The 25018-nt window shown below is 69.3% G+C and carries 23 protein-coding genes and 1 pseudogene; 11 read left to right on the top strand and 13 right to left on the bottom strand.

Features of this window, described 5'->3' with window-relative positions; genetic code table 11:
• Nucleotide 1: 1 nt before the first annotated feature.
• Nucleotides 2–784, bottom strand: a complete 783-nt coding sequence (locus tag OHA11_RS00960; RefSeq protein WP_266490999.1) for a LamB/YcsF family protein — start codon at nt 782–784, stop codon at nt 2–4.
• Nucleotides 785–1106: 322 nt separating this feature from the next.
• Between OHA11_RS00960 and nac the strand changes: the two genes are divergently transcribed.
• On the top strand, nt 1107–2036 hold the full coding sequence (gene nac, locus OHA11_RS00955) for a nitrogen assimilation transcriptional regulator NAC (protein ID WP_266490997.1): 930 nt from the start codon (nt 1107–1109) through the stop codon (nt 2034–2036).
• Between the two features lie 149 nt (nt 2037–2185).
• A complete protein-coding gene (locus OHA11_RS00950; protein ID WP_266490994.1) occupies nt 2186–3205 on the top strand; it encodes a D-glycerate dehydrogenase in 1020 nt (339 codons plus the stop codon).
• Between the two features lie 103 nt (nt 3206–3308).
• Here the strand turns inward: OHA11_RS00950 and OHA11_RS00945 are convergent, their stop codons facing one another.
• A complete protein-coding gene (locus OHA11_RS00945; RefSeq protein ID WP_266506846.1) occupies nt 3309–3524 on the bottom strand; it encodes a Gfo/Idh/MocA family oxidoreductase in 216 nt (71 codons plus the stop codon).
• Nucleotide 3525: 1 nt separating this feature from the next.
• Here OHA11_RS00945 and OHA11_RS00940 point away from each other — a divergent pair.
• Nucleotides 3526–3804, top strand: a pseudogene (locus OHA11_RS00940) (substrate-binding domain-containing protein); the annotation flags it as partial.
• A gap of 24 nt (nt 3805–3828) precedes the next feature.
• On the opposite strand, the gene OHA11_RS00935 reads toward OHA11_RS00940, so the two are convergent.
• A complete protein-coding gene (locus tag OHA11_RS00935) occupies nt 3829–4863 on the bottom strand; it encodes a zinc-binding dehydrogenase (RefSeq protein ID WP_266490992.1) in 1035 nt (344 codons plus the stop codon).
• On the bottom strand, nt 4860–5708 hold the full coding sequence (locus OHA11_RS00930) for an IclR family transcriptional regulator (protein ID WP_266490988.1): 849 nt from the start codon (nt 5706–5708) through the stop codon (nt 4860–4862). The genes OHA11_RS00935 and OHA11_RS00930 overlap by 4 nt, the downstream gene beginning before the upstream one ends.
• Nucleotides 5709–5755: 47 nt before the next feature.
• On the opposite strand from OHA11_RS00930, the gene OHA11_RS00925 reads away from it, so the two are divergent.
• Complete coding sequence (locus tag OHA11_RS00925; protein WP_266490986.1) at nt 5756–7471, top strand: IlvD/Edd family dehydratase; 1716 nt, start codon at nt 5756–5758, stop codon at nt 7469–7471.
• 20 nt (nt 7472–7491) lie between these two features.
• On the opposite strand, the gene OHA11_RS00920 is transcribed toward OHA11_RS00925, so the two are convergent.
• A complete protein-coding gene (locus OHA11_RS00920) occupies nt 7492–7998 on the bottom strand; it encodes an SRPBCC family protein (RefSeq protein WP_266490984.1) in 507 nt (168 codons plus the stop codon).
• Nucleotides 7999–8211: 213 nt separating this feature from the next.
• On the opposite strand from OHA11_RS00920, the gene OHA11_RS00915 reads away from it, so the two are divergent.
• Nucleotides 8212–8772, top strand: coding sequence for an NUDIX domain-containing protein (locus OHA11_RS00915; protein ID WP_266490975.1), 561 nt, complete (start codon nt 8212–8214; stop codon nt 8770–8772).
• Nucleotides 8773–8929: 157 nt separating this feature from the next.
• Complete coding sequence (locus OHA11_RS00910) at nt 8930–9745, top strand: SAM-dependent methyltransferase (protein WP_266490973.1); 816 nt, start codon at nt 8930–8932, stop codon at nt 9743–9745.
• 45 nt (nt 9746–9790) lie between these two features.
• On the opposite strand, the gene OHA11_RS00905 is transcribed toward OHA11_RS00910, so the two are convergent.
• On the bottom strand, nt 9791–10042 hold the full coding sequence (locus tag OHA11_RS00905) for a hypothetical protein (RefSeq protein ID WP_266490971.1): 252 nt from the start codon (nt 10040–10042) through the stop codon (nt 9791–9793).
• A gap of 150 nt (nt 10043–10192) precedes the next feature.
• Here OHA11_RS00905 and OHA11_RS00900 point away from each other — a divergent pair, with 150 nt between their 5' ends.
• The 3 genes from OHA11_RS00900 to OHA11_RS00890 all read left to right on the top strand — a co-directional run bounded on the left by OHA11_RS00900 (nt 10193) and on the right by OHA11_RS00890 (nt 13447).
• Complete coding sequence (locus OHA11_RS00900) at nt 10193–10630, top strand: Lrp/AsnC family transcriptional regulator (protein WP_266506844.1); 438 nt, start codon at nt 10193–10195, stop codon at nt 10628–10630.
• A 104-nt stretch (nt 10631–10734) separates the two neighbouring features.
• Nucleotides 10735–12786, top strand: a complete 2052-nt coding sequence (locus OHA11_RS00895; protein ID WP_266490969.1) for an NAD(+) synthase — start codon at nt 10735–10737, stop codon at nt 12784–12786.
• Between the two features lie 97 nt (nt 12787–12883).
• Nucleotides 12884–13447 (top strand): cysteine hydrolase family protein, encoded by a 564-nt coding sequence (locus OHA11_RS00890; protein WP_266490967.1) that lies wholly within the window; start codon nt 12884–12886, stop codon nt 13445–13447.
• Between the two features lie 68 nt (nt 13448–13515).
• On the opposite strand, the gene OHA11_RS00885 is transcribed toward OHA11_RS00890, so the two are convergent.
• The 4 genes from OHA11_RS00885 to OHA11_RS00870 form a co-directional block, all read right to left on the bottom strand.
• On the bottom strand, nt 13516–14454 hold the full coding sequence (locus tag OHA11_RS00885; protein WP_266490965.1) for a TauD/TfdA family dioxygenase: 939 nt from the start codon (nt 14452–14454) through the stop codon (nt 13516–13518).
• A gap of 482 nt (nt 14455–14936) precedes the next feature.
• Nucleotides 14937–15566 (bottom strand): BlaI/MecI/CopY family transcriptional regulator, encoded by a 630-nt coding sequence (locus OHA11_RS00880; RefSeq protein WP_266490964.1) that lies wholly within the window; start codon nt 15564–15566, stop codon nt 14937–14939.
• A 71-nt stretch (nt 15567–15637) separates the two neighbouring features.
• On the bottom strand, nt 15638–17401 hold the full coding sequence (locus tag OHA11_RS00875; RefSeq protein ID WP_266490963.1) for a glycosyl hydrolase family 28-related protein: 1764 nt from the start codon (nt 17399–17401) through the stop codon (nt 15638–15640).
• 262 nt (nt 17402–17663) lie between these two features.
• Nucleotides 17664–18662, bottom strand: coding sequence for a LacI family DNA-binding transcriptional regulator (locus OHA11_RS00870; RefSeq protein ID WP_266490962.1), 999 nt, complete (start codon nt 18660–18662; stop codon nt 17664–17666).
• A gap of 242 nt (nt 18663–18904) precedes the next feature.
• On the opposite strand from OHA11_RS00870, the gene OHA11_RS00865 reads away from it, so the two are divergent.
• The gene (locus OHA11_RS00865) at nt 18905–20899 is read left to right on the top strand and encodes a hypothetical protein (protein ID WP_266490961.1); all 1995 of its coding nucleotides are present in this window, start codon (nt 18905–18907) and stop codon (nt 20897–20899) included.
• Nucleotides 20900–20976: 77 nt separating this feature from the next.
• Here OHA11_RS00865 and argG read toward each other — a convergent pair whose 3' ends face one another.
• The 3 genes from argG to OHA11_RS00850 all read right to left on the bottom strand — a co-directional run bounded on the left by argG (nt 20977) and on the right by OHA11_RS00850 (nt 23983).
• Nucleotides 20977–22431, bottom strand: a complete 1455-nt coding sequence (gene argG, locus OHA11_RS00860; protein WP_266490959.1) for an argininosuccinate synthase — start codon at nt 22429–22431, stop codon at nt 20977–20979.
• A 58-nt stretch (nt 22432–22489) separates the two neighbouring features.
• Nucleotides 22490–23062 carry a hypothetical protein gene (locus OHA11_RS00855; protein WP_266490957.1) on the bottom strand — a complete coding sequence of 191 codons (573 nt, stop codon included), beginning with the start codon at nt 23060–23062 and terminating at the stop codon, nt 22490–22492.
• Between the two features lie 342 nt (nt 23063–23404).
• Complete coding sequence (locus tag OHA11_RS00850) at nt 23405–23983, bottom strand: AAA family ATPase (RefSeq protein ID WP_266490955.1); 579 nt, start codon at nt 23981–23983, stop codon at nt 23405–23407.
• Nucleotides 23984–24118: 135 nt separating this feature from the next.
• Here OHA11_RS00850 and OHA11_RS00845 point away from each other — a divergent pair, with 135 nt between their 5' ends.
• The gene (locus OHA11_RS00845) at nt 24119–24793 is read left to right on the top strand and encodes a maleylpyruvate isomerase N-terminal domain-containing protein (RefSeq protein ID WP_266490954.1); all 675 of its coding nucleotides are present in this window, start codon (nt 24119–24121) and stop codon (nt 24791–24793) included.
• Nucleotides 24794–25018: the final 225 nt, after the last annotated feature.

Genomic DNA, 25018 nt, shown 5'->3' with positions numbered 1-25018 from the left:
GTCAGGCCGCCTTGCCGTCGAGCACGTCGGCCAGGGCTGTGATCTCGACGCCGGCGGCGAGCAGTTCCTTGCGCACGCGGTGGGCGAGGGAGATCGCGCCCGGGGTGTCGCCGTGCAGCAGCACGGTGTCGCAGTCGACCGGGATGTCACGGCCGCCGACGCTGCGTATGACGCCCTCGGTCACCATGCGGATCGTCCGCTCGGCGATGTCCTTCTCCTCGTGGATGACCGCGCCGGGCTCGCTCCTCGGCACCAGCGTGCCGTCGTCGCGGTAGGCGCGGTCGGCGATCCCGACGATGCCCACCCGCAGACCGCGGGCGCGGGCGGCGTCGGCGAGCTCGCCGTCCTGGGCCAGCACGATCAGCGACGGGTCGAGCGAGGCGACCGCGTCGGCCACGGCCGCCGCGTAGTCGGGCCGGGTCGCGACCAGGTTGCCCAGTCGCCCGTGCGGCGCCACATGCCGTACGCGGGTGCCGTGCGCCACCGCGAAGGCATGGAGCGCACCGACCTGGTAGAGCACGTCGGTGCGGACCTCGTCCGGCGTCAGATCCATCGCGCGGCGGCCGAACCCGACGAGATCGGGAAAGCTCGGGTGGGCGCCCACGGCCACGCCGCGCCGCACACAGTGGCGGACGGTGGCGTCCATGATGCGTGGATCGCCCGCGTGGAATCCGCACGCGATGTTCGCCGATGTCAGCACATCGAGGAGGGCCTCGTCGTCGCCCATGGTGTAGGCGCCGAACCCCTCACCGAGGTCGGCCACGAGATCAACCCTGTGCGTCATGACATCCTCCGGACAGAAGAAGCGAACGGCGGCGCCGCATTGTTGTCACGGCGTCGTTCCGGCGTTCTTTGGACGGGGCCCGTGCGCCGCCTGAAAAGGGGAATTAACGGGGCCGTTACAGTTTTCTACGAGTTATGCGACCCGTGCGGTCGAGCGACCTGGAAATCGCGTTTCGGTGAACGTAGTCCGAACGGGAAGGGGCGGCAAATACGCGTTGTGCGTGACGCGATCGCCGTTGGCTATGACGTGGAGCACACGCGCCAAGGTCCGCCGGACGGCCCCGCGCCTACCATGAGGCTCCGCCCCCGCTGGAAGGCCGCACATGGACACCAGGCGTCTCTACTCGTTCGTGAAGATCGTGGATGCCGGGAGCATCACGCGTGCGGCCGACATCCTGCACATCGCTCAGCCCGCGCTCAGCCAGCAGCTCTCGGCCCTGGAGGCCCAGTTCAAGCAGCAGCTGCTGATCCGCAGCAAACGAGGCGTGGCCCCGACCGAGGCGGGCCGCGCGCTGTACCGGCACGCGCAGCTCATCCTGCGCCAGATCGACCTCGCCCAGGCGGCGGTCGACGTCTCCGGACGGGAGCCCGCCGGCAGTGTCTCGGTGGGGCTCGCCCCCTACAGCATGGGCGCCGCACTCGCGCTGCCGCTGCTCAGGAGCGTGCGCGAGCGCTACCCCGAGATCCTGCTGCACATCAACGAGAACTTCGGCGGCGTGATCAGCGAGGCGATCATGACCGGCCGGATGGACATGGCGTTCATCTACGGGGCCGGGCCGTTGCGGGGCGTGCAGTTCGAGCCGCTGCGCTCCGAGGACCTGTTCCTGATCGCCGCACCGGGCGGATCCGTACCTTCCGGGGACGGCGACGTCTCCCTCGAAGAGCTGGCCGGTGTCCCGCTGCTGCTGCCCAGCCGCATCCACACCATCAGGCAGGTCGTCGACGCCGCGTTCCAGCAGGCCTCGCTCGAACCCAGGGTCGTCGGCGAGATCGAGTCGGTCCTGACCCTGATCAGCGCGGTGGGCGCCGACGTCGGCGCGACGGTCCTGCCCTGGTCCGCGGCGCGCGCGACCCTCGACGTACGAAATCTCGTGGTACGGCGGATCATCAATCCGGCGATCACGGTGAAACTGTCCCTGTGCACCTCCGACCACCAGCCGCTGTCGGAACCCGCACACGCCGTGCACGACCTGTTCCATGAATTGATCACGGAATTCAGTGAGGACAACGCCTCCGTGGAGCGCTCCGGATAGTACATCTGCCGGATAGCACATCCGAGTGCATCTCGATTTTCGATGACGTCACGCAAAGTGCCTATTTGTTGCCCCGGAATGCGCTGACTAGCGTCTCACGAATCAATGTCACCGATTTCGTGAACGCGGATCAAGCACGGGAGAAACAGATGAAGCAGCACGTGCTCAGCACCCGGGCCGACCTTCCCGGCGGGGGCCTCGCACGCCTGGCGGCCCAGGCCGAGGTCGTGGGCTGGACGGGCACGGGCAAGCCCGATCCGGCGGATCTGGCGGTACTCGCGAAGGGCGTCAGCGGGATCCTGGCCCTCGGCAACGACCGGGTGGACGCCGACCTGCTGGACGCGGCCGGGCCCACGCTGCGGGTCGTGGCGCTGGCGAGCATGGGCTACGACGCGGTCGACCGGGACGCGGCCGCCGAACGCGGCGTCGTGGTCACCCACACGCCCGGCGTCCTCGCCGAGACCACCGCAGACCTCACCTTCTCGCTCATCCTCATGGCCCGCAGGCGACTCGGCGCCGCCCGCGACACCCTGGCCGCCGGTCGGTGGGATCTGTTCCGGATGAACGACTTTCTGGGCCTGGACGTGCACGGTGCCACGCTCGGCCTGATCGGCTACGGCCAGATCGGACGAGCGGTGGCACGCCGCTCCCAGGGCTTCGGCATGCGGGTCCTGCACCACGACCCGTACGCCCCCGACGACACGCTCTCCACCTCGGTGGACCTGCCCACCCTCCTCGCCGAGGCCGACGTGGTCTCGCTGCACGTGCCACTGACCCCGGGGACACGTCACCTCATCGGCGCCGCCGAACTGGCGGCCATGAAGCCCACCGCCACCCTCGTCAGCACCTCGCGCGGTGGCGTCATCGACGAGGACGCCCTGCTGCGTGCCCTGCGCGACGGCGTCATCCACTCGGCCGGTCTCGACGTCTTCGAGCGCGAGCCCATGGGACACGAACTCTCCCCGCTGGTCGCCGAGCCCCACATGATCACGCTCCCGCACATCGGTTCGGCCACCGAGGCCACACGGGCCGCGATGGTGGACCTGGCCGTGGACAACATCCAGGACGTACTCGCCGGAGCCCCGGCACGTACGCCGCTGCCGGGCAGCCCGGCCACCCCGGGACAGGGCACGGCCCCGCTCCCGGACGGCGGGAGCGGGGCCAGGTAACGCGGCCCGCGAGTGGGTCAGAGCGCGGCAGCGGCGCTGTGCGGGTTCTTCGCGGCCAGGGCGAGGCCTTCGGCCTGGGAGTAGCCGCGTCCTCGTGCTCGATTCACAGCACGTGCTTGCCCGCCGCGACCAGCGCCTCCGCGATGGGGCGGTGCAGCGCGTTGCCCACGATGATGCTGACGGCGCCGATGGCCGGGTCCTCGGCGACGGCCTCCCAGCTCGGAAGCGCCTTCTCGAACCCGTAGCGGCGGGCGGCGTCCTCGCCGAGTGCCACGTTGGCATCGGCGATCGCGGCCGGCCGGACCGGCGGCAGGCCCATGGCCGTCGTCGCCTTCAACGACCAGTGCGCCATCGGCGTCCTCGCCGCGCTGTCCCGCGCCGGTGTCGCTGTCCCGGGTGATGTGTCGGTGGTCGGCTACGACGACGACACCTCCTCCCGGCTGAGCTGCTTCAACCTGACCACCGTCAGTCAGAGCGCCCGCGAGCAGGCGCGGCACGCGGTGGCCGCCGCCGTCGAACGCCTCGACCAGGGCCGCACCGAGCCCCGCGAGGTCGTACTGGCCCCGCACCTGGTGGTACGCGGCACCACGGCTGAGCCCGCCCGACGGGTGTCGTTGCCCGGCTCAGCTCAGCCGGGGATCGACATGGATCTTGGGACCCGGCCCGGCATGGGCCGGGCGGATGCCGGCCAGGACCTCACCGACCTGGTCCAGGCCCACCGTCGCGGCGACGAGCGGCCTGGGATCGACGGAGCCGTCGGCGTAGGCGCGGATGGTGGCGGCGAGGCCTGGGGAGGCGGACAGGACGCCGACCGCCGTGACGTCCTTGAGGGCGAGGGTGCGGGTGTCGATCAGGCTGGGCTCACCGGCGAGTCCCACGTACACGACGCGGCCCGCCGGCTCCACCAGCTCCAGGGCCAGGCCGGGCAGATGGGCGGAGTTGGAGGCATCGATCACCGCGTCGAACGGCAGGTCCGGCACGGACTCCTCCGTCGACACATGTGTGAAGCCGAGCGTACGGGCGAAGGCGAGTGACTCTTCGGTGCGGCCCATCAGGTGCACCTCCGCACCGGCGGCGCGCGCGAACATCGCTACCAGCAGCCCTATGGTCCCCGGGCCCAGCACCAACGCCCGGTCGCCGGACCGCAGGGCGGCGGCCTCCGCGGCGCGCAGGGCGTTGCCGCCCGGCTCCACCAGTGCGCCGAGTACGGCGTCGACGGAGTCGGGCAGCACGTGCAACGAGGAGGCGGGTACCGCGAGTTGCTCCGCCAGAGCGCCGGGCCGAGGCCCGCGGATGCCGACCTCCTGGCGCTGCTCGCACACGTGCTGGTGACCCCGGCGGCAACGGCGGCAGCGGCCGCAGCCGAGCATGGTGTCGCCCATGACCCGCCTGCCGATCCAGGCGGGATCGACGCCGTCGCCGACCGCGGCCACGCGACCGGCCCACTCGTGCCCGATCCGCGTCGGGTAGGTGGAGTGGCCCTGGTGGAGATAGGCCATCGCACCGGTGAAGAACTCGACGTCGGTTCCGCACACGCCGACCCGCTCGACATCGACGACGACCTCGCCGGGAACGGCCACCGGCGCCGGTACCTCCTGGACCGCGTACTTCCCGGGGCCGGTCAGTACGAAGGCGCGCATGAGAAGCGGGTCCTTCATCGGCGCGGCTCTCCCATCGGCTCTCCCAGCGGCTTTCCCAGCGGCGCGAGTACGGCACGGATCTCGTCGAGTGCGTCGACCAGGGATGCCAGGGGCGTCCGGTACGCCAGCGCGCTGATGCTCAGAGCGCCGGAGGGAGTCGTCGGCGAGGTCGCGTACACGGGCAGGGCCAGGCAGTTGACACCGGTTTCGTTCTCCTGGTCGTCGAGGCCGTAACCGCGCTCGCGGGTGACGCGGAGTTCGCGGTGCAGGGCGGCGGCCGTGTACAGGGTCCGCGGAGTGCGGCGTATCAGGGGTATCCCGCCGATCCACGCCTCGACGTCGTCGAGTGTGTCCAACTGGTGGGCGAGCAGCAGCTTTCCGACGGCGGTGGTGTGCGCCGGGTTGCGGCCGCCCACCGTCGAGGTCAAGCGGACCGCGCCGGTGGGCGGGTCGACCTTGGCTCGGTAGACGACCTCGCGGCCGTCGAGGACCGCGTAGTGCGCGGTCTCGCCGAACCGCTGGGCCAGCGCGGCGAGCGCGGGCCGGATACGGACGTGCTCGGGGCGGGCCTCGTGGTGGGCGAAGGCCATGCGGAGGAACTCGTCGCCGAGCACATACCGGCCGCGGGCGTCCTGGTCGGCCAGCCCGGCCCGGCGCAGGGCACCGAGCGCCCGGTGCACGGTCGGCTTGGGGCTGCCGATCACCCGCGTCAGCTCCTCCAGGCCCACCCCGTCGGCGTACCGGGCGAGTTCCTTGAGGACGGCGAGTACCCGGTCCGACCCCACAAGTCGGTTGCTGTCAGCGCCTGTTGAGCCGTCCTCGCCGGGGACTGTCGATCCCTCGAACGCCTGCGTACCCTTCATGAGGTTCCACAGATTAGACCGATGTGTCGATTATCGGAAGGAGCTCAATGGTGACGCTCCGCAGCACCCAGTGGTACGCGGGTCAGGACCGCAACGCCTACATCCACCGGGCGTGGATGCGCCGCGGCGTGCCCGGCGACGCCTTCACCGGCCGCCCGCAGATCGCCATCGCCAACACCGCCTCGGACCTGACCCCCTGCAACGCGCATCTGAACGAGGTGGCCGCCGCCGTCCGCAACGGGGTCTACGAGGCGGGCGGCATCCCGCTCGACCTGCCCGTGGTGTCGCTGGGCGAGACACAGGTGCGGCCCACGGCGATGCTCTGGCGCAACATGGCGGCGATGGCCACGGAGGAGATGCTGCGGGCCAACCCGATCGACGGCGTCGTCCTGTTGGGAGGCTGCGACAAGACGATCCCGTCGCTGCTGATGGCCGCGGCCTCGGTGGACCTGCCCGCCGTCGTCGTGCCCGGCGGCCCGATGCTGACCGGCACCTTCCGCGGTACGCCCCTGGGCTGCGGCACGGACGTATGGCGGCTGTCGGAGGAGGTCAGGGCCGGCACGCTCTCCCAGGAGCAGTTCACCCGCTCCGAGTCGGCGATGATCCGCAGCCGCGGGCACTGCAACACGATGGGCACCGCCTCCACCATGGCGTTGGTGGCCGAGGCCCTCGGCACGGTCGTGCCCGGTGTGGCCGGCACTCCCGCCCCCGACAGCCGACTGCTGGAGGCCGCGCACGGCACCGGCCGACTGGCGGTGGACATGGTCGCTGCCGACCGACGACCGGGGAGCTTCCTGACCCACGCGTCGTTCCAGAACGCCATCGTCGCGCTGGCCGCGATCGGCGGCTCGACGAACGCGGTCGTCCATCTCCTGGCGATCGCCGGGCGGTTGGGAGTCGACCTGTCCCTCGACGACTTCGACCGCATCGGCTCCCGGGTGCCGGTCCTGGTGGACCTCCAGCCGGCCGGCCGCTTCCTCATGGAGGACTTCCACCGCGCCGGAGGCCTGCTCGCCGTCCTGCGCGAGGTCCGCGACCTGCTCGACCCGGACGCGCTCACGGTCACCGGCGAACCGCTGGTGGACCGTCTCGACGACGCGCCGATCTGGGACGCCGAAGTCATCCGCACCCGCGCCGAACCGCTGGTCGCCGAGGGCGGCATCGCCGTCCTCCGCGGCAACCTCGCCCCGGACGGCGCGCTCATCAAACCCGCCGCGGCCTCCGCGCACCTGCTGCGCCATCGCGGCCGGGCGGTCGTCTTCGACTCGATCGAGGACTTCCACGCCCGCATCGACGACCCCGATCTCGACGTCGACGCCGACTCGGTCCTCGTACTGCGCGGCTGCGGTCCCAAGGGGTACCCGGGCATGCCCGAAGTGGCCAACATGCCCCTGCCGAAGAAGCTCCTCGAACAGGGCGTGCGTGACATGGTCCGCGTCTGCGACGGCCGCATGAGCGGCACGGCGTACGGCACCGTCGTCCTGCATGTGGCACCGGAGGCCGCGGCCGGCGGCCCGCTCGCCCTCGCGCGTACGGGGGACCACATCACCCTCGACGTCCCGGCCCGCCGCATCGACCTCGACGTCCCGGCCGACGAACTGGCCCGCAGGACCCCCACCAAGGCCACCGTCACGGGCTTCGCGAACCCCCGACGCGGCTGGGAACGCCTGTACGTCGACCACGTCCTCCAGGCCGACACCGGCGCCGACCTGGACTTCCTCGTCGGCTCCAGCGGTTCGGAGGTAAGCCGGGAATCACACTGACGGACGCCCGCCTCACTGGCTCACAAAGGTTGTTGATCGGCCAGGGATTCGAAGTGAGCCTGTTGGGCGGGGTAGTAGTCGTCGAAGCTCGGGGCTCGGGTGCCGTCGCGTGAGGCGACGAGCATGTCGAGGTAGTACTCCCAGCCCGGTCCGATCTCGCCGATCCCCTTCGTGGTCGTGAGGTGATGGACCAACTGGAGTTCCGTCGTCCCGGCCGACTCGGACAACCGCAGTTCCATGTGCCAGTCGCCCGCGTCGTCGGACGTGGAGACGGCGAGGCGCCGGGGAGGCTCGCAGGCGTCGATGCGCACCTCGGTCCAGGCCTCACCTTCCTCGTACGCCATCCGGACCCGGACGGTCCGACCGGGCGCGGCGTCTCCTTCCCAGGGGCCGAACCAGAGTGCCGTGCGCTCCGGTTCGGTGACACTGGCCCAGACGTCGCCGATGGGCGCCCGGAAGCTGCGGGTCACGATCAGGTCGTGGCCGTCGGCGGTGGATGTGAGCCGGGCGCTGGGTGTGGGTTTCATGGGGGTGTCCTCCGTACGTTCTCTGTGCGGTGCCGCGAGACGCATGCACCCCCCTCTCTGCGGGTGCGACGGACCTCTGTCTCGGTCAACCAGAGGAAACCCCATCCGGCTTGAAACAGCGAGACGTCAGAGCCACTTGGCATCATGAGCACGGTGAATGCCACTGGTGCTTCAGACGAGTGTGACGAGCCTCAACGTGCACGGCTCAGGAACTTGCTGGAGAGTGTTCGTCCCTGGGACGAGCAGGAGCGGGCTCACCTCGCCGAGGCAGCGGCGTGGATCGTCGGCGGGGCTCCGCTGTATCGGGTGCGGAAGCCCGATGTCCCGGCGATCCACCTGGTCAGCTACTTCGTGGTTCTGGACGAGAAGCACGGCGAAATCCTGTTGGTCGCTCACCGGAAGGCCGGCCTGTGGCTTCCCAGTGGCGGTCACGTCGAGCCGATGGAAGACCCGTGGGACACAGTGGTGCGTGAGTGCCGGGAGGAACTGCGCATCGAGGCCGTCCCGTCGGCGGTATTCGGCGTGGAGCCGTTCTTCCTGACCATCACGCAAACACGCGGGCAGGGCCGGCACACCGACGTGTCCCTCTGGTACGTCCTGCAGGCCGATGCCGGCACCATCACCTCGTTCGACGAGGACGAGTTCGAGGCGATCAAGTGGTTGTCGCTGCCGCAGGTTCTCGCCGAACCCGAGGACACTCTCGACCCCCACATGCACAGGTTCACCCGCAAACTCATGGCTGCCTGGGGCCGGCCCCTCACCAGAAGAACCTGACGCGGCATGCTCAACGGCCTCGCCCAGACCGGAAGTTGCACCGCAAACCCGCTGCTCGGACCTGCCGGAAACGTGAACTGGCCTACGCGAAAGGGTCGTTGGGACGTACCTTGTGCGGTGAGTGATTCAGGACTCGGCTGAGGGACGGACCGTACCCATGACCGACCATGCGACGACGCCCGGACCCACGGCGCATCAGGAGATCGACACTTCGGTGCCGCACTCCGCGCGGATCTGGAACTACTGGCTGGGTGGCACGGACAACTACCCCGTGGACAAGGAGGCCGGTGACGCGTACACCGCCGTCTTTCCCGGCATCGTGACCATCGCCCGCAGCAGCCGTGCCTTCCTGCGTCGCAACATCACGTACCTGGTCGCCGAGGCGGGTATCCGGCAGTTCCTGGACGTCGGAACCGGGCTGCCGACCGCCGACAACACCCATGAGGTCGCCCAGCGCATCGCGCCGGAGTCCAGGATCGTCTACGTCGACAACGACCCGCTGGTCATTGCTCACGCGCGCGACCTGCTCCACCCCACCCCGGAGGGGGCCACCGCCTTTGTGGACGCCGACGTGCTGGACACGGATCGCATCCTGGCGGCCGCCGTCGAGACGCTGGACCTCACCCGCCCCACCGCCCTCGTCCTCAGCAACATCCTGGGCCACGTTGCCGACCACGACCAGGCACGCTCCATCGTCACCCGCCTGATGGACGCGCTGCCGTCCGGCAGTTTCCTCTCCATCAACGACGGTTCGCGGGGCATCGACCCGGTCTTCGAACAGGCCCAGGACGCCTACAACGAAAGCGGCGCCGTCCCGTACAACCTGCGTACGGCCGACGAGATCACCGCGTACTTCGACGGTCTCGACCTCATCGACCCCGGGGTCGTCTCCGTTCCCCTCTGGCGCCCGGAGCCCACCTCCGCCTCCCCGGAACCCATCGGCGAACACGGCGGCCTCGCTCGCAAGCCGTGACACCGTGTCACCGTGATCGCGGGTGAGCGGGTGAGCGGGTGTGCCTCAGGGGGCGAAATGCTCCATGTGCGCTTGGGCCGGTGGGTAGGGGGAGGAGGACGTCGTGCCGGCGGACCAGTACTCGCCCGTGTCGGGTATCCGGGCAAGAGCGTTGACGACGACCGGAACGAGGTCGCGCAGGGCGTCGCTCCCGAGAACCGGATCGTCCAGGTCGACAGCGACTCCATCGTGCTGGATCGTGCCGGCCCACGCCGACGCCCTGCTCGTCGGCAGCCACGAGGGTGCGACCGCGTACATCGCCGCCGACGTGCGCCGCGCGTCAACCGCAGCCCGGAGCAACTCGCCGGACCTGGCCGACCCCTCTCTCCAAGCGGTGAATGCCATTCGCCGTGAGCCCGAAATGGCCGAACTGGATATGGTGGCGCCATGGGGATGGCCAACGGGATCGTGGACGACGTCGACAGGGCGCTGATCGTGGAGCTTCAGCGCGACGCCGCGCAGGCCTACGCGGCGCTCGGCAAGGCGGTCGGCCTGTCGGCCGGCGCGGCTCATGATCGCGTACGTAAGCTCCGTGAACGCGGCGTCATCCGCCGCACGACCGTGGAGGTCGACCCGGCCGCCCTCGGGCGGGGCTTACTCGCCTTCGTCATGGTCGACTCGTCGGCCTGGATGGGGGCGGCGACCGAATCCTTCGCCGCCATCCCCGAGATTCAGGAAGCCCATGTCATCGCGGGCACGGCCCCCGTCCTCGTCAAGGTGCGGACGGCCACCACGGAGCAGTTGCAGGACGTCCTGCGGCGGCTCTACGCGATCGAGGGCGTGAGCGGGACGCAGGCGACGGTCGTCCTGGAGACGTTCTTCGAACGGCCCGTCCGCGCCGACTGATGTTGCTGGGCTGATCTGATGGTTGATGGTCGTTGGTGGATGGCTGTCGGGAGCCGGGAGGCACCCATCGTGAAACTGCTTGCTGGGAAAGGCGCTTCAAAATCGTGAATCTCTGGTCGATCTATCAGCATGGCTTCGCGCGGATCGCCGCGTGCACCGGCCACGCGGCCATCGCCGACCCGCCCGCGAACGCCGAGGCGGTCCTGAGGCAAGGCCGCCGATGCGCGCAGGAGGGGGTCGCCGTTGCCGTGTTCCCCGAATTGTGCCTGTCCGGCTACTCGATCGAGGACCTCCTGCTGCAGGACGCGCTGCTCGACGAGGTCGAGGCGGCGCTCCAGACCGTGGTGGCCGGGTCGGCGGACCTGCTGACCGTGCTCGTCGTCGGCGCCCCGCTGCGCCATCGCCACCGCATCTACAACTGCGCGGTAATGGTGCACCGCGGGCGGATCCTCGGTGTGGCGCCCAAATCCTACCTGCCGAACTACCGCGAGTTCTACGAGCGGCGGCAGATCGCCGCGGGCGACGACGAGCGCGGCGGGACGATCCGGATCGGCGGCGAAACCGTGCCGTTCGGCGCGGACCTGCTCTTCGCGGCGGAGGACGTCCCCGGCCTGGTGCTGCACGCCGAGATCTGCGAGGACATGTGGGTGCCAGTGCCCCCGAGCGCGGAAGCGGCACTCGCCGGAGCGACCGTCCTCCTCAACCTCTCGGGCAGCCCCATCACGGTCGGGCGGGCCGACGACCGGCGGCTGCTGTGCCGCGCGGCGTCCGCGCGCTGTCTCGCCGCCTACGTCTACGCGGCGGCCGGACTGGGAGAGTCGTCCACCGACCTGTCCTGGGACGGCCAGACCATGATCTACGAGAACGGTGAACTGCTGGCAGAGACCGACCGGTTCCCGCTCGACGACCAGTACGCGGTGGCCGACATCGACCTCGATCTGTTGCGCCAGGCCCGCCACCGGATGGGCACGTTCGACGACAACCGCCGCGCCCACGCCGCGCGTACCAGCGGCTTCCGGTCCGTGTCGTTCCGGCTCGACCCGCCCGCGACCGACCTCGGACTGCGTCGCCGGGTCGAGCGCTTCCCGTTCGTGCCCGCCGACCCCACCCGCCTCGCCCAGGACTGCTACGAGGCATACAACATCCAGGTCACGGCTCTGCAGCAGCGACTGGCGGCGATCGGCGGCCCGAAGGTCGTCATCGGCGTGTCGGGCGGCCTCGACTCCACACACGCGCTGATCGTCGCCGCCCGGGCCATGGACCGCGCGGGCCGTCCGCGCAGCGACATCCTGGCCTTCACGCTGCCCGGGTTCGCGACGAGCGAGGGTACGAAGAGCAACGCGCACAAGCTCATGCGTTCGCTCGGCGTCACCGCGGCCGAACTGGACATCACGCCGACGGCCCGACTCATGCTCCAGGAGATCGGGCACCCGTTCTCGTCCGGTGAGCCGGTGTACGACGTGACCTTCGAGAACGTACAGGCGGGGCTGCGAACCGACTACCTGTTCCGGTTGGCCAACCAGCGCGGCGGCATCGTGCTCGGCACCGGCGACCTGTCCGAACTCGCGCTCGGCTGGTGCACCTACGGCGTCGGCGACCAGATGAGCCACTACAACGTCAACTCCGGTGTGCCGAAGACACTCATCCAGCACCTGATCCGATGGGTCATCAGCAGCGGCCAGTTCCAGGAGGAGACCAACGAGACGCTGGCCGCGATCCTCGACACGGAGATCAGCCCGGAGCTCGTGCCGGGAGAGGAACTGCAGTCCACCGAGTCCAAGATCGGCCCGTACGCGCTGCACGACTTCACCCTCTTCCACGTACTGCGGCACGGCTTCCGGCCGTCGAAGATCGGGTTTCTGGCCTGGCACGCCTGGCATGACCGGGACGCCGGCGTATGGCCGCCGGGATTCCCCGAGGCCAAGCGCGGGGCGTACGACCTGCCGGAGATCCGGCACTGGCTGGAGATCTTCTGCCGCCGGTTCTTCGGGTTCGCGCAGTTCAAGCGCTCGGCCATGCCGAACGGGCCGAAGGTCCTGGCCGGTGGTTCCCTGTCACCTCGCGGCGACTGGCGCGCCCCTTCCGACAGCACGGCGGGAGTCTGGCTGAGAGACCTCGCCCGCTGGGACGTGCCGGGGGAACAGGAAGGCAAGTAGACGGACCTCGGCCCCCCACCATGAGACGGTCATGACTCGGTCGACTGCCCAGACGTCACTCTCTTGATTCCACTGAAGAACAGAAGGGGCCGCAAGCATGGCGAACACCGCTCTCCTCGTGATGGACGTCCAACGGGTAATCGTCGACATCGCCGACGACGGCTCCGGATATCTGCCGCGCCTGCGCCAGGCGATCGACGGCGCCCACGCGGCGGGCATCCCCGTGATCTACGTGGTCATCGAGTTGCGGCCGGGCCATCCGGAAGTCGGCCCGCGCAACAGGGCGCTCAACGCCGCCGTGGACGCGGGCCTCTTCACCGAGGGAGACCCGGGCACGGAGATCCACCACGATGTCGCGCCTCAGGAGGGCGACATCGTGGTCACCAAGCGGCGGGGGAGCGCGTTCTCGGGCAGCGACCTCGACGTGGTGCTCAGGGCTCGCGGCATCGACAGCCTTGTGCTCACTGGCATCGCCACCAGTGCTGTGGTGCTGTACACCCTGTGCCAGGCCAACGACCTGGACTTCGGCCTCACCGTCCTGTCGGACGGCTGCCTCGACACCGACCCCGAGGTGCACCGGTTCCTCACCGAGAGGCTGTTCCCGCAGTGGGCGGATGTCATGGCGGTCAAGGACTGGCTCGACGCCATCGCACCGCAATGAAGTAGACAGCGGGAGGCCGTCCCGACCCTCGCGTGCGGGTCAGGACGGCCGGATCACCCGCGTGCGGGTCAGAAGGGCCGGTCGCCGGCGATGGCGACCCGCTCCGCCACCCGGTGGTGCGGCGCGTAGTCGTTCACCGCGTAGTGCTGGGTGGCACGGTTGTCCCAGAACGCGACGTCGCCCGGCTGCCACCGGAACCGCACCTGGTACTCCGGCACATGGGCCTGCTGCGTGAGGTAGCGCAGCAGCCGGTCGCTCTCCTCGCGGTCCATGCCGGTGATCCGGGTGGTGAACGAGGTGTTGACGAAGAGCAGTCGCCGCCCCGTCTCGGGGTGGGTGCGCACCACCGGATGCTCCACGGGCGGAAAGACGTCCTGGAGCGGTACGAGCCGCTCGGGCGGGTAGAAGCGGGCGAAGCCGGGGATGAAGTCGTGCACGGCGGTGGCCCCGTCGACGCGGTCCTTGACCTCCTGCGGCAGATTGTCGTACGCGGCGGCCATGTCCGCCCACATGGTGTCTCCGCCGAACGGCGGGACCTCGTGCAGTTGCAGCACGGCACCGAGCGCGGGCCGCTCCCGGAAGGTCACGTCGGCGTGCCAGACGTTCTCGAAGGTGGGCGTGGATCCGCTGACACGGTCGAAGCGGACGACCTCCTCGCTGGAACCCTGGGCGAGCAGCGGGTTGGTTTCCAACTCCCCCCACTGTCCGGCGAATTCACGCTGCTGCGCGGATGTCAGCCGCTGCCCGCGGAAGAACAGCACCTTCCACTCCAGCAGCGCCCGGTTCACCTCGTCGCGCACCGCGTCGCCCAACGGCCGCGCGAGACTGAGGTTCCGTATCTCCGCCCCGATCGTACGCCCCAGCGGCACGAGCTCGAACCGCTCGTACGGGCGCTCCTCCCACCCCTCGGGCAGGCGGCGCAGGACACGCGCGCCCTCGTACATCCCGCCCTCGGGTACGCGGGCCTCGCGCAGGGTGGGCTGTGGCCCGGCGTTCATGACAGTCATGGAATCCCTCTCCTCATACGTACTTGATACGTACTTCCGGATACGTACTTCCGGATACGTGCTTCGCTCTCGTCTGCCGGGAACGGAGTGCTGTGCACGCGGGAGTTCAGCGACGCGGTGCACGTGCACCGGGAGTCGTCCGCACCATGAGGAAGGAAGACCGGCACGGCCTGGGCTGGGGCGCGCAGCGAGCACACGGCTCGGCGGCAGCCCGCTAGCGGCCTGAGCGCTCGCACCCGGTCCGATCCGGGACACGCAGCGGCCCCGTCGTGTCGAACCGGTGCCTGGTCATGCCGATGAGTGTGTAAGTCCCGCTGTGTACTGTCAACCGGGCATCGTGGGCCGGCCTGTTGTGCGCCACGGTGTGGTGTTCGCGGTGACTGGGGTTTGCCGTGCGGCGGCCGCTTCCGGCCGCCGCCGTGCGGGCTCCCTGCTCTTTTCCCGTCTCTTGCCTGTCACTTGCTTGTCTCTTGCTTGTTTTCTCAGACGGTGGCCGGGTCCTGCTGCTCCGCGGCGGTGGCGGCCTCAGGCGGAGTCCCGGTCGCCGTGTAGAACACGGCTGAGCCCTGCTTGGTGCGGTTGACGCGGCCCTTGGCGACGAGCCCTTCCACCGTGGTGCGCACGACCTTGGGCTTGATGTCGCGGTCCGGGTGGTCCTGGGTGAGCGAGGCGGTGATTTCCGCGGAGGAGCGTGGCTCGGACTGCTGGCCCAGGTGGCTGTGAATGAGCTCGACGAGGGTGGGCTGCTTCGCGGCGGCCGGGGAAGCCTTCGCGTCGCGGTTTTCGGCTGCCGCCTTCTTGGGCTTCGCGGCAGTGGCTTTCCTGCGCCTGCCCGACTTGGTCTCGGCCGAGGCCTGCCGCGGCAGCGAAGGCGCGGCAGTGACACCTTCCTCCTCGCCCGGGCCGGCTTGTGCGGGACTCTCGGTGTCCAGCGTCCGCCGCAGGTTCACCAGCAGGGCCTGGTCGTGCTGCAGGGCATGCAACTGCTCCTGAAGCGCGGCTACTTCGGCGCCGATGCGTTCCTGTTCCTTGGTGTTGCGCTCAAGGTCCGCAGCCACCTGAGCGGCGTACTGCGACTTGAGTTCCGTGGTCGCTGACTCGACTTCGGACATGGCAGCTACCCCTCCTCCTGCATTGTGTGGTGCCGTGGCCGGATGGTACCTGCATCATCCATGCCATCAGTTCAGTCCGTGACCACGGAGGTGTTCAGGCCCTTGTGGTAGCGGTTGTGTGCTACCCGGATGCCTGAACTGCCGTGGAAGACGAACAGAGGGGAGGTGTACGGCGGGTGATGCGATCCGTCCAGCCGCCGGACGGTGTTGCCCGTAAAGGCGAATCCGCCGACGCTCTTCGCATTGACTACGGTGACGTCACCGATGTCGAAGGAGTTGTGCTCGACCGAGATGTCGCGGTGCACCGGGGCAGCCGGGTCGATGACCTGATTGGTCGGCTCCACGAAGATGACCGGACCGCTGGGCCGCGTGAACGAGTTCCCACGGATCGTGAGGTCGGCGACCGGCCCGGACTCGTACCACTGGTAGGCGTCGGCGGAGACGTAGATGCTGGCCATGGACATTCCGTCGAACCGGTTACCGCTGATCAGGACGGGTTTGCGGGTGGTGACCAGAATGCCGCGGGTCGGCACGTTGCGGAACACGTTGCCGGAGATGACGACCGACGGGGTGGCCGTGATGTTCTCGACGACCGTGCCGCCGATCTCGACCCCGGCGGGAATCGGCCGGTCGAAGGTGACGGCCATCGTGGTCAGGGGCTTCGAATGGTCCATCCCGCTGGGCCCGTCGACCGCGGTGACCTTCGCGTGCGTGTTCGCCGGCGGTGTCATCGTGCGCTTGGTGGTGAACTCGACCCGGTCGCCCGGGGCGAACTGCGGGAATCCAGCGGTCTGCGGGTGTTGGTAGGCGAGGGTGAGAGTGGACGGCCCGGGTTTCCCGACGACCTCCAGGTAGGTGCCGTGGATGTTGATCGGGTCGTCGTGCGGCCCGTCGAAGAGGCTCCGGGTGATCGAGACCTTCCCCTTGACGCCGGACATCTGCAGGAAGTCCGCGAAGGAGGAAGTCGACCGGCCGGACCTCGGATCGGGTGCGAAGTTCACCCTGTCGATGGAGATGTTTTCGCTGAACTGCCCCACCACGCCGAAGGTCTGGAGGTAGTGGGCGTTCATCGAGCGCATCGTGACGTTCTTGGACTGCCAGATGAACGCCCCCGGTTCCGTTCGCTCGATGAGGCGCATCTGGTAGACGAGCCCGGCGTCCGCAGGCCGTGCCGCGGTGGTGTAGTCGATCCGGATCCGGCGTCCGCCGAGATCGGTGACCGCGGCGACGTCGTTGAACAGCGGGTTGTCCGCGCGCCAGGTCCGCCCCGCCCTGGGGTCGTGGATCTGGGTGTACTGGAGCCCGTCGACACCTGACCAGTACGGCTGTCCGGTGGCCGGACTGGTCTCGCCGAGCCAGGTGATGTGCGTGCCGTTCACCCGGTACGGGCTGCCGGCGGGGATCTTCAGGACGCGGTGGGCGTGCCCGTCGGTGACACCGGTGGTGGCGACGGTCGCGTCGATGACCTGGGGGGCCGCGTAGTCGAAGGAGAAGTTCGTGAAGGTCACGTCGGTCGAGCGGATCGACGCGAACGCCGTCTGAAGGCCGTGGTAGACGAACTTGGCTCCGCCGCCGTCGATGGTGACGTCGTGCATGTCCTCGACGAGCAGCCCGATCTTCTTGTCCCGGTAACGCTGGTCGGCGCCGACGGTGTTGGACACGTACAGCTCACGCGTCTCGGCCCGCTCGGGGTAGAGCTGGTAGGTGCCCTTCGAGAAGGCGATCCTGACCGGCCGGTGGACCTTCTTCGCGTGCCGCAGCGCCGCGGTGACGGCGGGCGTGGAGTCCGTCCGGCCCGTGGGGTCGGCTCCGTAGTCGTCCACGTCGACCACCACCGGCCTCGCTCCTGGCGCCGCGGTGACAGGACTGGCGGCACCTCCGAGCAATGCGAGTGCCAACCCGAGAAACACGAACCGAGACTTTGGCATAGCCCCTCCGGTGTGTCCATGAGTCACGAAACACCCAATGAATAGGCGGATTTGCCACCAGTTTCCCGGTCGGATCCCCGAGCCGAGTGTCCATAGATCCGATGTCTAGGTCAATGGTTTGGACAAGCAGTCGCAGCGGACACCGAAGGCCGGCATCGAGGCCGACGCCTCACTTCGTCCTCGGCGCCGCCGTGCTCGCGCGGATCACCAGCTCGGGATCGAAGAGGAGTTCACCGACGGGGACGTCGCGGTTGCCGACCAGGGCGAGGATGCTGCGGGCCACCTCCGAGGCCAGGCGGTCGGCCGGCTGACGGACCGTGGTCAGCGGAGGGTCGACGAAGTCCATGATCGTGGCGCCGTCGTAGCCGACGACCGACACGTCACCCGGGACGTCGTACCCCTGACGGCGTGCGCCGCGGATCGCGCCCAGTGCCATGTAGTCGCTGGCGGCGACGACGGCCGTGGCGCCGCGGCCGAGGAGCGAGATCGCGGCGGACTGGCCGCCCTCGACGGTGTAGGACTGCCGGACCACCCACTGCTCCGGGTCCTCGACGCCGCGTTTGGCGAGCGAGGCGACGAAGCCGCTGACGCGGCGGTCGGCCGGGCGGTTGCCGACCGGGCCCGACGCCATGCCGATACGGCGGTGACCGAGCCGGTGGAGATGGTCGACGGCGAGTTCGGCGGCGAGCAGGTCGTCGGTGGAGAAGACCGGCGCCTCGCTCACGCCCTCGAACTGGCCGTTGACCCCGACGAACGGGATCCTGCGGGAGCGCAGGAGTTCGTACGCCTGCGGGTCCGCGCCCTCGAGCGTGTTGCTGGCCGAGAGGAAGACGACGGCGGCGACGCCCCGGTCGGCCAGGGAGGTCACGAAGTCCAACTCCTGTACTCCGCCGGGGAAGCACGGGCACAGGACCGTCTTCAGGCCGTGCGGAGCGAGGGTGGACTCGATGCGTTCGCAGACGTCGGCGAAGAACGGGTTGGACACCAACTCGGTGATGACCGCGATGAGTTGACCCCGCGTCTGCCGCTCGTACCCCAGGTCGGCCATCGCCTGCTCGACCGCCTCGCGGGTCTTGCGCGACACGCCCTGGCGCCGGTTGATGACGCGGCTGACGGTGGCCTCGCTCACCCGTGCCCGGACCGCGACCTCGGTGATGCCGACCTTCATACGGTTCCCTCCGTCACCCCTGGTGCCACCGGCCCGCAGGACGCCCGCGAGGCCGGCCGATCAAACTTGCAAGATATCGCCGAAAACTTTCAGCTTGATATTCCGCTCAATTTAGCAGCAGGTCTGCGTGTCTTCCATGTTTCTTGCGCATGACCATTGAATCGCCTCTTCGGCCCCTGTTAGCTTTCCGCCACCGCTCGCCCGACAGCCCGCTCGCCGTGACTGAAGACCCGGGAGACCCGATGAAGCCCTCAAGGCTCATGCTGCTCACCGCTGTTGCTCTGCTCACGCCGATGGCCCCCGCACTGTCGGCCGCGGCGGCACCAGGAGGCGGCGGGGCTCCCGCGTCGGGCACCGCCACCGCCGCCCGACCCCAACTCGCACTGCCCGACCCGGGGTTCGAGAACGGCGGCACGGGCTGGACCTTCGGCCCGGGCACCGGGGTCGGCACCGGCAACGTCCACGGCGGCAACCGCTTCCTCTACCTCGACGCCGGAGCCGGCAAGAGCGCCCAGCTGACCATCGTCGCGCCCCGGAACGGCAGTTACGACTTCTCCGCGTGGATCGGGAGCGCCGGTACCGGCGGCACGTACACGGTCCGGCGCAACGGCGAGACCGTCGAGACGATCACCCTGCCGGAGCGCCGCTCGTACGCCCGGTACACCATCAGCCGTGTCGCGCTGAGGACCGGCGACCGACTGGAGATCGCCTTCGGCTCCGGCACCGCCTGGGTCAACGCGGACGACCTGATGATCTCCCCGGCCGCGTCCGCCGACCCCAAGGTCACCTCGTCCGCCCCCGAGGCCGCCGAGATGTTCGGCTGGGCCAAGAAGAAGGCCAACAGCTGGGCGCAGCTGCCCGGCACGACGGGCCCGATCAACGTCGACGAGTACCAGACCGGCGGCACCGGCACCGCGCAGTACACGTCCGCCTACTGGGCCGGATACGCCAACCGCAGCGCCTACTACTCCCGCGACATGACCCACCAGCTCGCCGGCGCCCACCTCCTCGGCCTCGACACCGAGAACAGGACGATGCTCCGCTCGTACGCGGCGTCGGCGACCGCCGAGCACAAGTACTTTCCGGTGTGGGCCCTGAACTTCGATGCCAAGACCTACCTGAGCATCGACTACAAGAGCCCGGACAACTACGTGCGTGAGGTACCGGCCGTCTTCGAACTCGTCGAGAAGGCGGCCCAGGCATACCTGTGGACCGGCGACCGGAGATACGTGGACGACCCGGTGCTGTGGGACTTCTACCGGCATGCCACCGAGGAGTTCATCGACCTGCACAACTCCGCCAAGCCCAACGGCGAGGTCAAGGTCGCCGAGGGCACGGGCAACGGCATCTTCGCCGGCGCCGCCAGCTACAACGAGCAGGACGGCGACGGCCTGGCCGAGGCAGGGGACGGCATCGCCTCGCAGTACCAGGCGTATCTCGCGCTGGCCACGCTCGCCCGCGGCAAGGGCGACACCGCGCTGGCCAGGACGTACGACCGGCGTGCCGCCGAGCTGAAGGCGTACTTCAACGACGAATGGAGCGGCAGCGGAAGCGGGGCCGACATGGTCCGCGCGTACACCACGTCCAACACCCCGGTCACCGGCTGGGGCAAGGAGAACAGCGTGTTCGTGCCGATGAAGCAGATCCTCGATCCCGGCCCGCGCAACGACGCCTATCTCGACTACATCCAGGAGCAGGAGTTGGGGCCGGAGGGGTCACCCAACATCGAGTCGACGACGTACCTGCCCGACATGTTCTTCAAGAGCAACCGCAACGACACCGCCTGGACGTGGATGAAGAAGATCTACGGCCAGCGGGAAATCCAGCACATCAACTCCAGCCAGGGCCCCAACGGCGACTACCCCGAGGTGTCGTTCACCCTCGTCAGCCAGACCGTCGAGGGGCTGATGGGCATCGCACCGGACGCGGCGAACCGCACGGTGACCACACAGTCGCGGCTGCCGTCCGGCATGAAGTGGCTCCAGGCGGCGGACGTACCCATCGGCACGGGCACGATCACCGTGCGGCACGACGGCGCGACGAAGTCCACGCTGACGAACAATGCGCGCAAGGGCGCCTACAGCTGGGAGGCACGCTTCCCCGGGGTCCACAAGAAGATCACGGTCAACGGTGTCCCACAGCGCGTGCGCACCAAGACCGTCGGCGGCGTGACGTACACGTACGCGACGCCGACGGTGCGGGCGGGGGCGACGGCGGTGGTGCGGGTGACCGACTGACGCGAACGCTGATCTGCTGGTCCGCGCCGAGCCGTTCGCACCCCGCCGATACGCCTGGCACCCGTGGCGAGTGGAGGTCAGTCCGTGCCGGACTCCATCGCGGCGCGGTCCAGCATCTCGTCCTCCTCGGAGACCTCGCCGCGGGAGGCGATGGCCTCGGCGCCGCCCTCCGGCAGCTCCGTCATGGTGCCGATGAGCCCGGTCGCGGCGGCCTGGTCGGCGCCGATGGCGGGGCTGTCGGTGCCGATCAGGCCGAGCCCGGCGTACTGCTCCAGCTTGGCGCGCGAGTCGGCGATGTCGAGGTTGCGCATGGTGAGCTGGCCGATCCGGTCCACCGGGCCGAACGCCGAGTCCTCCGTACGCTCCATCGACAGCTTGTCCGGGTGGTAGCTGAACGCCGGGCCCGTGGTGTCGAGGATCGAGTAGTCCTCACCGCGCCGCAGCCGCAGGGTGACCTCGCCGGTGACGGCCGCGCCGACCCAGCGCTGCAGGGACTCGCGCACCATCAGCGCCTGCGGGTCCAGCCAGCGGCCCTCATACATCAGCCGGCCGAGGCGCCGACCCTCGTTGTAGTACTGGGCGAGGGTGTCCTCGTTGTGGATCGCGTTCACGAGACGCTCGTACGCCGCGTGCAGGAGAGCCATGCCGGGCGCCTCGTAGATGCCGCGGCTCTTGGCCTCGATGATCCGGTTCTCGATCTGGTCCGACATGCCCATGCCGTGGCGGCCGCCGATGGCGTTGGCCTCCATCACCAGGTCGACGGGGGAGTCGAACTCCTTGCCGTTGATCGTCACCGGGCGGCCCTGGTCGAAGCCGATCGTCACGTCCTCGGTGAGGATCTCCACGGCGGCGTCCCAGAACCGTACGCCCATGATCGGCTCGACGGTCTCCACGCCCGTGTCCAGGTGCTCCAGCGTCTTGGCCTCGTGGGTGGCACCCCAGATGTTGGCGTCGGTGGAGTACGCCTTCTCCGTGCTGTCCCGATAGGGCAGGTCGTGGGCGAGCAGCCACTCCGACATTTCCTTGCGGCCGCCGAGCTCGGTCACGAAGTCCGCGTCCAGCCAGGGCTTGTAGATCCGCAGATGCGGGTTGGCGAGCAGGCCGTAGCGGTAGAACCGCTCGATGTCGTTGCCCTTGAAGGTCGAGCCGTCGCCCCAGATCTGTACGTCGTCCTCCAGCATCGCCCGGACCAGAAGGGTGCCCGTGACGGCGCGGCCGAGCGGCGTGGTGTTGAAGTAGGCGCGGCCGCCCGAGCGGATGTGGAACGCCCCGCAGGTGAGCGCGGCCAGGCCCTCCTCGACCAGTGCCGCACGGCAGTCGACCAGGCGCGCGATCTCGGCGCCGTAGGCCTGGGCGCGGCCGGGCACCGAGGCGATGTCGGGCTCGTCGTACTGGCCGATGTCGGCGGTGTAGGTGCAGGGGACGGCACCCTTGTCGCGCATCCAGGCGACCGCGACGGAGGTGTCGAGTCCGCCCGAGAAGGCGATGCCGACGCGCTCGCCGGTGGGCAGGGAGGTGAGGACCTTAGACATAGGAAGAGTATGCACGATTCCGCATGATCATACAAAGCCCCTTCTGGTCGGTCCTCTCTCAGGGGGTGAACGTGTCCGTGAGGCGGATGCTGTAGCCGTCCTCTTCCATCAGGAGGACGGTGACGCCGAAGGGGGACGGGTGGTCGATCTCCAGCGGAGTGAAGGAGAAATCGACGGCGGCCCGGATCGGCGGCACCAGCTCGCCGCCCGGCCGCGGCTCAGGCGCGGGTAGCCAGCGGGGCGCGGCCGACACCTGGCCCTCGGGGGAGTCGGACAAAGGCTCTACGGAGTAGGGGAGTTGGTGGAGTACGTGACCGTCCTTCGTGGCGTGCACCATGTTCAGGCAGGGCGCCGGACCGGTGACCGGCAGTTGGCACGCGGTGGCGACGTCCTGGGTCTCCCAGACGAGCACGACCTCGTCGGCGCCCGCCGCCGCGGCGATGTTGGAGAGCTGGGCGATGCCGGTCTGCGCGTCCCGGCCGACGCTGGTGGGGCGTACCCGGATCAGGCCGACGAGTTCACCGCGCACCAGCGGCATGATGACCGGGCGAGGCACCGCCCCTTCGCCCAGGCCCCCGGTGTACGCGTTCTTCATCGACTCGACCAGCGTGTCCCAGACCTGCTTGTCCACGAACTTCCCCTCACCAACGACCTGTTCACGAGCACGCCGACCCTGTCACGGCAGCCGCTCCGCCGCCAGCGGCGGTGAGAGGAGGGAGGAGGAAGGAGGAAGGGGCGCGGGATCAGACCGGAGGGGTGCGCCGCGTCACCGCGCCAGGGGCGGGCGTACCGCGCACAGGAGAAGGCCCCGGCTGGACGGGGGAGACCAGCCGGGGCCGTGGGTGGTGGCATGCGGAGGGCGGTCGCCTCTCGGCGGGATGCTCCATGGGGCTTCAGCCGAACGATCGTCCCCATGGGCGGAGGGTGAGGCCCGGGGACACTGTCCCCTCCGCAGCCACATATGCATGAACGGTCAGTTGTCTCCGCTTGTTCCGTGACGGGGTCCGGGTGCCTTGTGAGTTGGGGCACTCTCGGGTGCGGCGAGGCCGGACCGGTGCATGATCAGATCCACGGTTTCGGTGAGGGAGCTGCCTGCGGGAACCACGGTTTCGACGTGGTCCGGCAGGAGGTCCAGGGGCCGGTACCAGTCGCGCAGTTGACTCTCGCCGACCACGTGGGCGATCGGTTTGGTGGTGTGCCGGGCGAGGGTCTCCTCGAAGGGGACGTCCAGATAGAAGCAGTGGGTGCGGTTCGGGTGGTCGGCCAGGAGCCGAGCCAGCATCTCGCCGTAGTGCGCGGCGTACAGGATGCCTTCCAGCACCGTGTGGAAGCCGTGGTCCAGGGCGTGCCGGACGGTCAGGTCGATCAGGCCGATGTTCGCGCCGCCCGGGATGTCACGCTCGCGCAGCACGTCTCGGCGGAGGGTGTCCTGGCTGACCACGGCGATGCCCCGCCCATACCGTTCACGCAAGCCGGCGGCCACCGAGCTCTTGCCGCTCGCGCTGTTGCCGCGCAGCACCACCAGTTGTGTGGGGGAGGGGATCGTCGTCATCGGGAAAAACCCTACCGATATCGACCTCGACGCCGGCCCGGACAGCGTGGTCTCGATTCCGGGACTCCGAGAAGAGCCGCCTCCCGGCGCGAAATGCGTTTGGCCGTCATCGCGGTATCGCACTACCTTGCCGAGGTGGATCTCTTCTCACACTCGTGGACGGCCTTGCGCACGGCGGTTGCCGAACTCCGGGACGAGGACTTCGCCCGGCCGTCCGGCTGTACCGGCTGGCTGGTTCGGGACCTGGTGTGCCATCTCGTCATCGATGCCCAGGACGTCCTGATCACCCTCGTGACCCCCATCGAAGCGGAACCGACGCGCGACGCGGTGACCTACTGGGATGTCGCCGAAACACCGCCGACCGGCGACGATCCGCTCGACGCGCTGACCGTCCGGCTGGCCGCCGCGTACGAGGAGCCGTGGCTGCTCAAGTTCCACCTGGACGACGTCGGTGCCGCCGCCGGCCGCGCCGCCGAACTTGCAGACCCGGGCCTGCGGGTCGGCACCCGCGACGAGGTCCTCACCGCGGGCGACTACCTCTCCGCGTACGTCCTGGAGTGGACGCTGCACCATCTCGATCTGGTGGCGCACCTGCCGGACGCGGCGGAAGTGCCGGCAGAGGGGCTCGCCAGGTCCCGCGAGATGCTGGAGAAGATCGCCGGGTCCGCGTTCCCCGTGTCGATCTCCGACAAGGACGCGCTGCTGGTCGGCACCGGACGGCGTGCCCCGACGGACGCGGAGCAGGCCGAACTGGGCGAGCTGGCCGAACTGGCCGAACTGGCCGCGAAACTTCCGCTCATCCTCGGATAGTCGTCCCGTACCCGTACCCCTACCCGCACCCGCACCCGGACGCCGACGACACGGTCGACGGATCGGGCGCATGGACGGACGTACGGCGCGAACCGGCCGGAAGTCACCTGTGGGCACCCCTGCCCCATTGATGGGGTGCCGTATCGCGGCTTCGATGGCCCTTTGCTGGGGGCGCTCGGCCACCGGCATGGTCGGCGAGGGGGTCGGGAGAGCGTGCAGCACTCC

The organism is Streptomyces sp. NBC_00878 (assembly GCF_026341515.1).
In the GTDB taxonomy this organism is placed as follows: domain Bacteria; phylum Actinomycetota; class Actinomycetes; order Streptomycetales; family Streptomycetaceae; genus Streptomyces.
The sequence above is the reverse complement of the archived record's forward strand: the minus strand, read 5'-3'. Positions and strand labels throughout refer to the sequence as shown.

Bases quoted from the DNA above. Each gene is read 5' to 3' on its own strand.
- OHA11_RS00960 (WP_266490999.1), bottom strand. From the start codon at position 784: ATGACGCACAGGGTTGATCTCGTGGCCGACCTCGGTGAGGGGTTCGGC.
- nac (WP_266490997.1), top strand. From the start codon at position 1,107: ATGGACACCAGGCGTCTCTACTCGTTCGTGAAGATCGTGGATGCCGGG.
- OHA11_RS00950 (WP_266490994.1), top strand. From the start codon at position 2,186: ATGAAGCAGCACGTGCTCAGCACCCGGGCCGACCTTCCCGGCGGGGGC.
- OHA11_RS00945 (WP_266506846.1), bottom strand. From the start codon at position 3,524: ATGGGCCTGCCGCCGGTCCGGCCGGCCGCGATCGCCGATGCCAACGTG.
- OHA11_RS00935 (WP_266490992.1), bottom strand. From the start codon at position 4,863: ATGAAGGACCCGCTTCTCATGCGCGCCTTCGTACTGACCGGCCCCGGG.
- OHA11_RS00930 (WP_266490988.1), bottom strand. From the start codon at position 5,708: ATGAAGGGTACGCAGGCGTTCGAGGGATCGACAGTCCCCGGCGAGGAC.
- OHA11_RS00925 (WP_266490986.1), top strand. From the start codon at position 5,756: ATGGTGACGCTCCGCAGCACCCAGTGGTACGCGGGTCAGGACCGCAAC.
- OHA11_RS00920 (WP_266490984.1), bottom strand. From the start codon at position 7,998: ATGAAACCCACACCCAGCGCCCGGCTCACATCCACCGCCGACGGCCAC.
- OHA11_RS00910 (WP_266490973.1), top strand. From the start codon at position 8,930: ATGACCGACCATGCGACGACGCCCGGACCCACGGCGCATCAGGAGATC.
- OHA11_RS00905 (WP_266490971.1), bottom strand. From the start codon at position 10,042: ATGTACGCGGTCGCACCCTCGTGGCTGCCGACGAGCAGGGCGTCGGCG.
- OHA11_RS00890 (WP_266490967.1), top strand. From the start codon at position 12,884: ATGGCGAACACCGCTCTCCTCGTGATGGACGTCCAACGGGTAATCGTC.
- OHA11_RS00885 (WP_266490965.1), bottom strand. From the start codon at position 14,454: ATGACTGTCATGAACGCCGGGCCACAGCCCACCCTGCGCGAGGCCCGC.
- OHA11_RS00880 (WP_266490964.1), bottom strand. From the start codon at position 15,566: ATGTCCGAAGTCGAGTCAGCGACCACGGAACTCAAGTCGCAGTACGCC.
- OHA11_RS00870 (WP_266490962.1), bottom strand. From the start codon at position 18,662: ATGAAGGTCGGCATCACCGAGGTCGCGGTCCGGGCACGGGTGAGCGAG.
- OHA11_RS00865 (WP_266490961.1), top strand. From the start codon at position 18,905: ATGAAGCCCTCAAGGCTCATGCTGCTCACCGCTGTTGCTCTGCTCACG.
- argG (WP_266490959.1), bottom strand. From the start codon at position 22,431: ATGTCTAAGGTCCTCACCTCCCTGCCCACCGGCGAGCGCGTCGGCATC.
- OHA11_RS00850 (WP_266490955.1), bottom strand. From the start codon at position 23,983: ATGACGACGATCCCCTCCCCCACACAACTGGTGGTGCTGCGCGGCAAC.